General features: G+C 45.4%; 8 protein-coding genes. 6 read left to right on the top strand and 2 right to left on the bottom strand.

All coding sequences use genetic code 11. The annotated features are described in order from the left end of the window. Window positions 1-79: 79 nt before the first annotated feature. The 6 genes from T3H97_RS11135 to T3H97_RS11160 all read left to right on the top strand — a co-directional run bounded on the left by T3H97_RS11135 (window position 80) and on the right by T3H97_RS11160 (window position 10,046). A complete protein-coding gene (locus tag T3H97_RS11135; RefSeq protein WP_250244909.1) occupies window positions 80-649 on the top strand; it encodes a hypothetical protein in 570 nt (189 codons plus the stop codon). A gap of 68 nt (window positions 650-717) precedes the next feature. Then, window positions 718-867 (top strand): 50S ribosomal protein L33, encoded by a 150-nt coding sequence (gene rpmG, locus T3H97_RS11140; RefSeq protein WP_013310116.1) that lies wholly within the window; start codon window positions 718-720, stop codon window positions 865-867. Window positions 868-1,143: 276 nt separating this feature from the next. Continuing rightward, the gene (locus T3H97_RS11145) at window positions 1,144-1,431 is read left to right on the top strand and encodes a hypothetical protein (RefSeq protein WP_328802542.1); all 288 of its coding nucleotides are present in this window, start codon (window positions 1,144-1,146) and stop codon (window positions 1,429-1,431) included. Window positions 1,432-1,448: 17 nt separating this feature from the next. Next, complete coding sequence (locus T3H97_RS11150) at window positions 1,449-1,694, top strand: type B 50S ribosomal protein L31 (protein ID WP_013310118.1); 246 nt, start codon at window positions 1,449-1,451, stop codon at window positions 1,692-1,694. An 880-nt stretch (window positions 1,695-2,574) separates the two neighbouring features. Then, complete coding sequence (locus T3H97_RS11155) at window positions 2,575-5,457, top strand: S-layer homology domain-containing protein (RefSeq protein ID WP_328802544.1); 2,883 nt, start codon at window positions 2,575-2,577, stop codon at window positions 5,455-5,457. A 26-nt stretch (window positions 5,458-5,483) separates the two neighbouring features. Continuing rightward, window positions 5,484-10,046, top strand: coding sequence for an S-layer homology domain-containing protein (locus T3H97_RS11160; RefSeq protein WP_328802545.1), 4,563 nt, complete (start codon window positions 5,484-5,486; stop codon window positions 10,044-10,046). Window positions 10,047-10,273: 227 nt separating this feature from the next. Here the strand turns inward: T3H97_RS11160 and T3H97_RS11165 are convergent, their stop codons facing one another. Then, window positions 10,274-11,377: a CobW family GTP-binding protein gene (locus T3H97_RS11165; RefSeq protein WP_328802546.1), complete on the bottom strand. Its 1,104-nt coding sequence runs from the start codon at window positions 11,375-11,377 to the stop codon at window positions 10,274-10,276. 18 nt (window positions 11,378-11,395) lie between these two features. After that, window positions 11,396-12,373 (bottom strand): TIGR03943 family putative permease subunit, encoded by a 978-nt coding sequence (locus tag T3H97_RS11170; RefSeq protein ID WP_328802547.1) that lies wholly within the window; start codon window positions 12,371-12,373, stop codon window positions 11,396-11,398. Window positions 12,374-12,378 lie beyond the last annotated feature (5 nt).

The following is a 12,378-nucleotide window of genomic DNA, read 5'->3' on the forward strand; positions in this document are numbered from 1 at the left end:
CATTTGATGCAAACTCATGCTAAAACAAGGGTATAATATAGAAGGAAAAGTTCATCTATGGAAGGACGGAGTGTCCGGCATGACAAGAAACCTTCAATATGTACCCTATGGTTATGAGCCTCCGATCGAGACGCATAAAGGGACCATGGTCTACTATGATACGTTCGAGCAGATTACAGCCAGAGAGCTGGAGCTTTTTGCCGAAACGGGGGCTGCATTATCTTTTACAAAGCTGGTACTGTATCCGCTGCATGAAGAAACGGTCAGAAGAATGTGGAAGCAGCCGGTACGTTCGTATTACAAGCGGGTGGACGAGCTGGGAGAGTGGCAGCGGGAGCAGGCTTTGAGTGCTGTTGTGATTGAGAGCTGGGAAGGTAAGCGTAAAAAATATACGCCGATTGAAGCAGCCATCCGTTTTTTGGCAGAAAAGTATACGACTCCAATTTTTTTGTATATGAGTCCTGAAATGGCAAATTTGTGCGCTTCCTATGCATCGTTCGGAGAATGGATTAGAAACGTCAGATTGGTGCTTTCGAGCGAACCCCAGGAACTTCATCCGAAGCTTGCACAGTACCGTAATCGCTGGAACACGGTAGAAGAAGCGACAAACCGTGACTCTAAGGTTGACAAAGCGGAGCATGAATTATAGAATAGAACTAATCGTAAAAATTACTATTGTAATTGTATACCATGTATTCCAATTAAGGAGGAAGAGAAATGCGCGTAATTGTTACCTTGGCATGCACCGAATCCGGTGACCGCAACTATACAACAACCAAGAACAAAAGAAATCATCCGGACCGTCTTGAAATGAAAAAATACTCTCCGCGTCTGAAAAAGTACACGATCCATCGTGAAACTAGATAATTTGAGGTCTGCTGTATAGCAACCTGAATTATCCTGCCTCCTGAACGGAACCTGTAATTCTAATGAATATAGGGCTTCTTGAAAGGAACAGCGGATGATCTCTCCAGTTAACGATGAAGATATCGTGTTAAGTTTGCAAAAGCCTGCGTTATGGAACCGGCGAAAACTTGAATTAGTCCAGTGGACAGAGCGTCTAAAGTTAAAGCTTGCATCTAAGAGAACGGCTTTTTTCACGGCTGTATGATAGATGCTGAGCTATATGGCACGCTTTGCCTTTTGAATCGAAAGCACGTGGCTACCGACTTCTCCTGTGCTGGTGTCAGCATTTGGGACGAGCCGGAGGACCATTCACTATATGCTTATATAACGATGAAGGCTGACGAAAGATCCGGAGCGTTCGTGCAATGGGCGATGCGATATATGCGGCATCGTTTGCTTGTCGTTTACGAGCTTGAGCGCAACCGTTATGATCTGTCGTCTTTTTTTCTGGGACATAACCGTTCCTTTTGCCAACTGATGGAGTATTGCGCCAGTACGTTTGAGTTTGAAATTAAAACTACATGAAAGATTAGGTGAAACTAATGAAAAAAGATATTCATCCAACATTGAACAAAGTTATCTTTTTGGACCCTAGCTGTGGATTTACTTTCCTGAGTGCTTCCACTAAATATTCGCAAGAAACGATGGAATGGGAAGATGGCAACACATACCCAGTTATCCGTGTAGATACTAGCTCCGCTTCCCACCCGTTCTTCACTGGTAAACAAAGAAACGTGGATATCGGTGGCCGTGTGGATCGCTTTAACAAAAAATATAACCTTAAATAAGACTCGTCGAGAGCTAGGTTTACGGATTATGCCAATAATTCGTAAATCTAGCCTTTTTTATTATTTACGGATAGTTACATCCGAAACCAACGCGAATAACAAATGTATTTTCAAGTCTCGAATTTAACACTCTTTTACTAGCTTAAAGGAAGCTTGATCAAGTAAATCTTTGCCTTGCAGCAAACTAAACGCCATTTGAAGAGGTATGCAGGGATGTAAAGAGTCGATTACAACACTGCTGTCATCGGGAGACAAATATATTTCCTGATTGTTTGATAACATGCTCTTTCTGGCAAGTGCTAAAGCGTAATAAGAACACGAAAGCAGCAGCTTCTCTGGAACGGTCCGTGAAGCTGCTGCTTTTTTATGCTAAATGAAGCTGAACAATAGTCGACGAGGGCTATGATGAAAATAAGATACGAATATAACGTTTTAAGATATTCAGCAGCGGCATTGCTAATCTAGGCAAACTAATCATTTTAAAAGTAATTCTATACTTCGCATAGGCTGTCTTAATTTAAAAATAATCGCAGGTATCTAGCCTGCGATTATTTTTTTAGCACAAGAGTCGCGATTAAGGGAGGGTTCCGATAAATCATTTGCGGAAATAAGTTATTTGAAGGATATAGTTGGAGCTTGATACAACTAGGCATCATTATATATAAGCTTTTGTTCAGAATTGGTTCAGTGGTTTCATGTATATTGATTGAAAACGACATAAATCACTTATTTTCGACAAATATATGAATAAAAGATTAATATAAACACATTTTTATCGGTAAATACAGTGAATAAACTTTATTATCTTTGAATTATGTAGAAACATTCCGAAGATCGAATAGGGTCGTTTTACTCAAAAGTAAATTAGGAGGTAGAACCATTGAAAGTTTATTCACTTAAGTGGGCAGCCGCTCTTGTTGCTCTTCAGGCGGCGTTTGGTACTTCTGCTTACGCTGCAACGCCTACCAATAATTTGTTTTCAGATACATCCTATGTGACGAGTGATAAAATGGCGGCCATCCAAGAAGCTGTACGCCAAGGGCTTTTATCGGGAGATCCTCATGGAACTTTTCGCCCTGCAGCAATATTAACTCGTCAAGAACTCGCAGTATTATTGGTCAGAGCTTTAAAATTGGACCCTATTTCGAGTTCTTCTACTTTTAAAGATGTGGAAAGTAAACAATTTGCTGCCCCATATATAGAAGCCGTACAAAAAGCCGGGTTTCTATCGGGGGATGGTTTAGGAAACTTTCGCCCGAACGATCCTGTTACACGTGAAGAGCTGGCAGCTGTGTTTGTTCGTGCAGTCGGAGGGCTTAATGCAGAGGGCGGATCAAGCATTTTGCCCAAAGATCAGTCCTTGGTAAGCCAATGGGCGGCTGGATCGGTAGATACAGCACTTCGTCTGGGTTTAATTGACATTCATGACAGCAAGCTCAATCCCACGGGTGAAGTAAAAAGGGAGGATATTGCTCCTTTCCTGCTGGATATTTTCAAAACTCAAGAGCAAACAGCTACGATCAATAGCATTGATGGGGACATTGTAACAATCGATAATGTTCCTTATTTAATAGAGGGAAATTTGAAAGAGTTAATCGGAAACTCCAATAAAGATGCGTTAAAAGGAGCTAAATTAAAGTTTAATTCGCGCAATCGTAATGTGGACGGGCTGCAACAATTGGAAATCGTGCAGAAAGATGTTGTGTTAAACACCAAGGGTCTACCGGAAAGCAGCCTGCTTCGAATTTTAGGTGATGGTGTTCAGATTAAAGGGGATATCAAAGGAGTAATCGAGCTTAATGACGGTGTTTTTAATATTCAGCTGAATGGGAACGTAAACCATCTTACTGTGAATTCCGGCAATGGTATTTCTATTAAAGGAACCGGAACAATTGGGGAGCTTCAAGTTGCCAACGCAAACGCTAAAGTGACATTGAACCCGAATTTTAAAGTTGAAATGATTCAGCTGCCTAAAGATGCATCCGTTTCACAAGTTATCCAAAATTACAACGAAGTACAAAAGCAGATTGGACAAATTCAGCCCGCTGACGGAACGGTTCAGGAAACGACTACAATTACGTCCAGTAGCGTGACATTTTCGTCTGGAGGAGGAAAAACTACTTCGACAAATCCAGTGACTAACCATGCGCCAGGTGTTACTTCCGGGATTACTGATATTACGTTAAATACAGCAGATGAGCCTAAAGAGATTAATTTGGCAAATAGTTTTGCTGATGCTGATGGAGACACACTGACCTACACAGCAAAATCTTCAGCAACGAACGTAGCTACAGTATCGGTGAATGGAAGTCAGCTGACTCTCACGCCGGTGAACACCGGAACAGCCACGATCATGGTTACGGCGAACGATGGCAAGAGCGGCACGGTGGATACGCAGTTTAACGTGACGATCACGCCGGTGGTTCCGGAAGCTGTGAACCATGCGCCGACGGTGGAAACGTCGATCAGCAATGTGACGACAGGAGCCGCGGACGGAGTTAAGACGGTGAGCTTTGCAGGTGTGTTTGCAGATGAAGACAGCGAGGCATTGACATACACCGCAACCTCGACAGATACGGGCGTGACAGCAGTAGCTGTAAACGGAAGCGACCTGAAAATTACACCAGTGAACGCGGGTACGGTCACGATTACGGTAACGGCAGATGACGGCAAGGGCGGCACGGTGGATACGCAGTTTAACGTGACGATCACGCCGGTGATCCCGGAAGCCGTGAACCATGCGCCGACGGTGGAAACGTCGATCAGCAATGTGACGACAGGAGCCGCGGACGGAGTTAAGACGGTGAGCCTTGCGAGTGTGTTTACAGATGAAGACAGCGACGCGCTGACATACACCGCAACCTCGACAGATACGGGGGTGGCGACAGTAGCCGTAAACGGAAGCGACCTGAAAATTACACCAGTGAACGCGGGTACGGTCACGATTACGGTAACGGCAGATGACGGCAAGGGCGGCACGGTGGATACGAATTTCACTCTAACGGTGACCCCTCCACCTGCTGTTAATCACGCTCCTGTTGTTCAAAGCACGATTAATGATGTTTCTACAGAAGCAGGTGCTGTGGACACAACTATTGGACTTGCTTCAACTTTTGCAGATGAAGATTTGGACTTGCTGACGTATTCCGCTGATTCATCGGACCCTAGCGTAACAACGGTTTCCGTTACAGGCGACCAACTGAGTATTACTCCGCTTGCAGTGGGAAGTGCTACAGTCACAGTTACCGCAGATGATGGGAAGGGGGGAACCGTTCAAACGATCTTCCAAGTCACTGCTGAAGAAAAGAAGGGACTTTTCTTCTCCGAGTTGGCATGGGGGGAGAGCGACTCTATGATGCAGATGATTGAGCTTTATAATGCGGGTTCTGAGGAATTGGATGCTTCAAAAATTAGAATTGAACGCAGTGATAGTGGAAATTCGATCGAAATAAGTCAAGACGCGGGTGCTTCTATTCCAAGTGGAGCTACTTTCGTGATAGGAGATACCATGTATTTTGGTGATGCGCATGTAGATTACTTCACGGACATGGGATTTTATAACGATGATTCAGCACCTGTCACTTTATCGCTCTATTACGATAATCAGTTGATTGATACGGCAGTGTTTCATCCTCATACCACTTTAGCTAGACAATCCGATGTTACCCATGGAAATGCAGGACACTACGATGCAAGTGAATGGTTTAATGAAGGAACCGATTATACGGATAATATCGGTGTCTTTAGCAGTGAGGCACCATAATGAGTAAAAAGAATAGAGGGAACATCATGAGTTCTAAACCCAATAAATGGCTGATTACATTAGCCTTGGCTGCACTTGTTGCTCCAACAGCTTTGCAGACGATGGCATCTGCTGCTAGCGGTGCATCAAACGGAGCAGCTCTGGCCAGCCAGCCTTTTAAAGACATCAATAATATTGCTTCAGAGCAAAAGACAAACATCCTGCGAGCCATTGAAGCCGGGCTTCTGCATGGCGACCCATCCGGATCCTATCGGCCAACGGATTTGTTGACCCGTCAAGAAATGGCGGTTCTACTAACTCAAGCTCTGCAACTCTCTATTTCTAAAGCAGCAAGCAGCAGTTTCTCGGATGTAGACCCGAAAAGTTGGTCGAGTCCCTATATTGAGGCTGTACATCGTGCAGGACTCATGAATGGAGACGACGGCTCCAAATTCAGGCCCAAAGCGGCAGTTACCAGAGAGGAGGCTGCGGTTCTGCTTATGCGGGCCGCCGGGCTTCCTATTACAGCTGACGCCACAGAGTCTGCTAAACTTACTGATTGGAATCGGGTCAGCCCGTGGGCACGGCCTTACGTTAATACGGCTTTACAGTCGGGCTCCATGAAGACGGATCAGTCCGGTTTCAAACCTAAATCGTCCGTTCAGCGTCAAGATATAGCCCAGTATATGATGTCTACCTTTTTCCCTAAGGACCATGTAGTCCAACTCCAAAAAGTAGAGAATGGAAAGGCCTGGATTAACGGGATTGAATATAAACTCTCGGATTCAGTTAAAGGAATCCTGCAAAGCTCTAACCAAGAGATTCTCAAAGGAGCAGATATTCAATTTGTAGCATCACAGCGGACCATTGAATCGATCACCAAACTGGTCATCCATGCGAGCGGGCAAGCCCCGATAGGGCAAGCTTCCGAATTCAGCGGAAATCTTGTATTAGATGGTCATAACTCCTCAATTGACGGAGATTTAACTATTGACGGCGACTACATTTCGGTTATGAACTTGAATGTCAAAAATAGTTTTACAGTTACGTCAAGCCTTGAACATGATTTCTATGCCTCTAAATTTACGGTACAAGGAAAAACATATATTCAGGGCGGTGACCAGAACACCGTATTGTTTAACACATCTGAGCTGCAGGATGTCGAGGTATCCAAACAGGATGTCCACGTAGTCATTCAAGGAAATTCGACGGTGGATCAAATGACGTTGATTTCCAATGCAACGATTGAAAATGATTCATCCTCAACGATACAGCAGTTGAATGTTCTTACCGGTGCCAAGCGAGTAGAGTTGCAGGGAACTATTAAGCAATTGTCGGTCAACAGTGATCAGCCCGTAGCTCTGACAGGCCAGGCCTCCATTAATACATTGGCTGTGAACAGTTCCTCTCCGGTCAGTGTGGAGGTAGCTGGAACTATTTCAAATTTACAAGTAAATAACTCTGAAGCAAATGTTAGTGTAAGCTCCTCCAGCCAAGTCACGAATACTTCATATGCAGTAGGTGTGTCCTCTTCGACAGTATCAGGAGTCACCACAACTTCTTCTGGTAGCTCGCGTTCTACGGTTGTGACCAATACAGCACCGAAGTTAGTGACCAAATATGACGATCAAACCGTAACGGTGGGCGATTCTGAACTTCAGATTGACTTGCTTGGTCATTTTACGGACGAGGAACAGTCCGAGCTCAAATATACGGCAGTGTCGTCTAGTACAAAAATCAGTACAGTCCGAGTAGAGGGAACAAACCTGTTTATCAAGGCTGTTGGCAAAGGGACTGCGACCATTACGATCGCCGCAGATGACCAGGCCGGAAAAAAAGCGGGAACGAATTTCAAGGTCCGTGTCAATGAATCTCCTGTTTCATTGGCTATCCCCGATCAAAACGAACAGTTGGGGAGCGGCGACGTAACCTTATCTTTAGGATCGTTTTTTACGGATTCTGAAAATGATCCCATGACTTATGAGGTTGCGATCGATGATCCTTCCATTGCTACCTTTACCCTGAAGGGTGATCAATTGGTATTAACTCCGGCAGCTGTAGGACATGCCCAAGTTACCGTCAAGGCATTCGATGGTCGGGGAGGCAGCGCAAGCCAGTCGTTTCAATTGGTTGTAACTGCAGTACCTAATCAAAATCCGGTTGTAAATCAGAAGCCGGGTAACCAAACGCTCACTGTGGGCGATGCGGACTACATCCTGGATTTATCTCCGGTGTTCCTTGATTCGGACAGCAATCCGCTAACCATCTCGGCAGAATCCTCGGATCTATCCATTGCGACGGTCTCCGTTAACGGAAACCAGGCCACAGTTCATGCGGTTTCCTCAGGAACAGCAAACATCCAGCTAAAAGCGGCAAATGGCCTTGGGGGCGAGGTTAAGACCAATTTTGATATTACCGTTAATGAACCTCCGGTATCCTTGCGAATTCCGGATCAGGCGAAACAAATCAATTCAGACGACATTCAATTATCTTTAAACGACTTCTTTACCGACCATGAGAAGGATACGTTGTCATACAGCATTGATATTTCCGATTCTTCGGTTGCGACTGCAGTGCTAAATGGGGACACGCTTACCATTACACCGTTAAAAATTGGCAGCACATCAGTATCTGTTAAGGCATCTGACGGCCATGGAGGTAGCACGAGCCAGTCGTTTCAAATGGAAGTAACTGCTGTATCTAACCAAAATCCAGTTATAGACCAGAAGCCGGGTAATCAGACACTGATTCTAGGCGATGCGGATTATATCCTGGATTTATCTTCGGTATTCCACGATCCCGATGGCGACCCTGTGGACGTTTTGGCAGAATCTTCGGATTCGTCAGTTGCTGTTGTATCCGTTAACGGATACATAGCCACGGTCCATGCAGTTTCCTCAGGAACGGCAACGATTCAGCTTAAAGCAAAAGATGGCCGCGGGGGCGAGGTCACTTCTGATTTTGATGTTACCGTCAATGAATCCCCGATTTCCACAGGGATTCCAGATCAGATGAAAGAAATAAATACAGGCGATATTCAATTGTCCTTAAATGATTTCTTTTCCAGTCCTGATAGCGATGTTTTAGCTTACGATGTTCATAGCGTTCCTGACCCGACTGTTGTGACAGCTGCCGTTTATGGGGATATGCTTACCCTTACACCATTAGCGATCGGTAGCACATTGGTGTCGATCAAAGCAACAGATAGCCGGGGAGGGGAAGTGATCGAAACTTTCAAAACCACCGTCACGGCTGGAACTCCACAGAATCAGTATCCAGTAGAAACTAAACCTGCCGACCAGTCGCTTACTGTAGGTGGTGTGGTCTACTCACTCGATTTAGGTTCCGTTTTTACTGATCCTGATGGGGATACGTTGACCTTTAAGGCAACCTCTTCTGATCCGTCCGTTGCTTCGGCGGAAATCACTGGAGCTCAATTGGAAATTCAGGCACTAAGTGCAGGAACGACAATCATAGAAATCAAGGCTATCGATGGCCGCGGAGGTGAAACTTCAAGCACCTTCCAAGTCAGTGTCCAATCATCCGGTTCGTCTAACCCATCTTCTAATCAGTCGCCTCAAGTAGATGCGACCATTTATGAACAAGTGTTGACTGCAGGAGTTACGAATGCAAGAAGCTACGACCTATCTCAATTGTTCAGTGATGCTGACGGGGATGCTCTGACGTTTACTTCTACTGTTGAATCAAGCGGTATGGTAAATGCAGAGGTTAACGGATCAACGCTGACTCTTACTCCGGGTAATCAGGCAGGAAGTACCAAGGTAACGATTACTGCGGATGACGGGCATGGCGGAACAACCACCTATAACTTTCAGGTAACGAATGCTCCTCTTGCGACGAATGGAATTGTTCAAATCCGAACCAAGCAAGGGGTCAAAGATCCGATTACTTATGACATGTCAACAGTGTTCCCGGGTGAAACTTCATTTAAAATCTATTCGGGTACGGCAGATTCTACCTTTACTGGGCCAATCCCTCTTAATGGGAAGGTTTGGACATGGAACGGGGATATTTTTCAATACTTCTGGGTAATCGGGGCGAACGGATCTGCAGCTGTATTCCAAGTGACCTCAAATCCTCAAGGACCGGAGGATCTATATTTTTCCCAGTATCTATCTGTGGATAAAACCCGTACTGCTATTGAGCTGTTTTACAATCCGGTAGGAGATACTTCTAAACCTATAGAAAATGAAGGATACTCACTTGAGATTCATCAATACAATTTAGCTACAAATACTCCCAAGGTGTGGAGCCAGCCTATTAATTCGTTTTGGAAAGGCATGCCGTATATATATATCGATTCCATCTTTTATGACTTTTTCGATATCGTTCCTGCGACATACTATAATGATGAATTGATGTTACTAGAAACGAATACAAATGTAACGACAGGCTATGTCCTGAAAAAGAACGGCGTAACGATCGACGTCTTAGGTGATCCTAACGGAAAAACGCAATTTATGCCGAATAATGGGACGATTATCCGAAAATCAGGGATTAAGTCCGGTTCCTCCTCTTATAATCTTCCAGGAGAGTGGAACTCTTATCCAACCGGAACGCTCCAATATTTTAGTCATCATACTCCATAACATTTTGTTGAATTAACGGGAAGCCCTCCAGCGCCGATAGTAATTGGGCCGCAGGGTCCTGGGAGAGTAGGACGCCGCCAAGTAATTAATGTATAACTCTGCATAGTCGTACTCAAGCTGTCGAGACATTCTCGACAGCTTTTTTTATTCCCAATCATTCAACATGGCATCCTATAAGATACATACTGCGTAAGGGAATTTTCTTCATATCGAGCCGAATATGTCGATTATAGCGACACGAAGCACTGTTCCCATTGGTCGGTAATGGAGGCTTTGTCAAGCTGTTCTCCAATGAGCGTGACATACCCTTGACTCACGGGAAGTGCAGTAGGCTGCCACTCCAAGTGATTTCCTGAAAATTGCAAAAGCATTGTACCTTCCTGAGGAAGCACGCAATAACCTTTCGCACGAAGCAACGAGGAACCTAACCCAGTCAAAAAGTTTTCCAATCGTTGTTTTTCGAGTGGCTGAGGAGAATATTGATGCAGCGTTAAGCTCTCCAGACGGGAGAACGAATGAGGCTGCTTAGGATCGTGGTTATGACTGTGTGCCGAAATAACTTTGAAAGCCGTACTTCCGGAGACACTACTGGGTCGTTCGATACTTTTGACGGGATTGGGGACAGACGGTGCACCTGCATCGGTGGACTGGACTTGTGCAGGTGCTGGTTGAAGTGTCTGTACAGGTTTCGTGGCATCGGATGCGGAGGCCAGAACAGGCTCTAGTAGTGGTTCAAGGTCAACCCTGCTATATTCAGTAGTTTGCAGCTTGGCCGTATCGTTGAGCTTGCGGATGCTCTTGACGACCTTCGTCACTTCACGGCTACTTGCTGCATCCGTCTTGTTCACCACAATAAAGTCTGCGGTGCGCAGTTGTCCGTGCAGGGTGCGAACCAGTTCTTTATCAGCCGTAAAGCGGCTATTGTATTCATGGAACAGCTCAGCATCCACAACACTGATGCTGTGAACCAGATAAAGCCGATCTGCCAGTAGAGGGGAGCGAAGCTCCTCCAGTACTTGTTCGGGGTTGGCTACCCCGGTGGTTTCCATGAAGATCAGGTCTGGCTTCTGGCTGAGCAGGGTATGCAGAGCCCCTGCCAGCTCATTTCTTTTGCTGCAACAAATGCAGCCTTCTAGCAATCCTTCTACTGTTACGTCAGGCATTTCCTCTGAAATTATAGCGCTGTCTACATCATATTCACCCATTTCGTTCATTAAAACAGCAGCACGAAGGGGAATTTGGCGAGTATGGGCTAACAGGCGTAAAAGCAGTGTTGTTTTGCCGCTTCCAAGAAAACCACTGATTAAAATAACAGGAACTTTGTTCATCATTTTCCCTCCTTGGTGGGTTTAGTGTACTGTGTTCAAGCGATCAAAGGTAGCTACTGAGTCTGCTTGGGTATAGACATAAGGGGATTCTGGCTGCTCGACAGCGGTTATTTTTTCGGATCGAATTTCAAGTATCGGAACGTTGCCCTTTTGTGTGGCATGCAGTGTTCCTTCAATGGTCACCCAGGTATCCTTGTCAAAGGACGGGGCCTTCTGGGATTGGACGATGATCCCGAAGGGCATGGCATCGGCAGTACAGCACATGACGAGGAATCTTCCTACTGCAAATAGGCCTTTACCCGGCAGGTTGTCGTCTTTATAGACAAAGCCAGTCACCTGTACTTTTTTTCCTTCAAAAGCTTGTTTATATAACTCAATGGCTCCAATAGTTTCGGAAAAAATCTCAGGCTTGATCTGTATGATAGGTTGCTGATACAGGCGTTTCGCCAGCTCGGCGAATTCTACATTGTACTTGTCAGGCGGAACGAACAGCTTATCCAGCGTTTCCTGACTCCATTTTCCCTCTGGAGGGGACGAAGTTGGGACGGAAGATGCAGTTGATAAAAGGGAGGCGGTGGATGCTTTCGTGGTCTGTGTATCTGTTTTTCGTCGGATATCCGGGTTGGGATACGTGAAGGACATGCCTTTTTTGGCGGCCATATCACTACCTAGTGCCTGATTGGGCAGTAGAGAACCGAACAGGAGCGGGATGAGCAGCATTCCATATACGAGAGTTTTTTTGAACCAGCTTTGCGGCAACGGATGCTCACAATCACATACATCCTCACCGTCCCGCTCCCCGATGATTCCGTGCCATGCCATCGCCAATGCGATGAACAAGAGTGGTACAGGACAGAGTAGGAGCAGCTTTTGCATATGGGGAGCCAAGTAGTAATGAAGTGCATTCGTACGGTTTAATGAGATAATGTACACAGCCAATCCGATCAGGAGCAAGGAGCGCATGCCGTATTGCCAGCGAATGCTAAAGGTTGAATTCACGTTTG

The sequence above is a fragment of the Paenibacillus sp. LX16 genome (genome assembly GCF_036252815.1).
Lineage (GTDB): Bacteria > Bacillota > Bacilli > Paenibacillales > Paenibacillaceae > Paenibacillus > Paenibacillus polymyxa_B.

Excerpts from the sequence above, each read along its gene's own strand:
- T3H97_RS11150 (WP_013310118.1), top strand. The coding sequence starts at position 1,449 with ATGAAAAAAGATATTCATCCAACATTGAACAAAGTTATCTTTTTGGAC.
- T3H97_RS11165 (WP_328802546.1), bottom strand. The coding sequence starts at position 11,377 with ATGATGAACAAAGTTCCTGTTATTTTAATCAGTGGTTTTCTTGGAAGC.
- rpmG (WP_013310116.1), top strand. The coding sequence starts at position 718 with ATGCGCGTAATTGTTACCTTGGCATGCACCGAATCCGGTGACCGCAAC.
- T3H97_RS11135 (WP_250244909.1), top strand. The coding sequence starts at position 80 with ATGACAAGAAACCTTCAATATGTACCCTATGGTTATGAGCCTCCGATC.
- T3H97_RS11160 (WP_328802545.1), top strand. The coding sequence starts at position 5,484 with ATGAGTTCTAAACCCAATAAATGGCTGATTACATTAGCCTTGGCTGCA.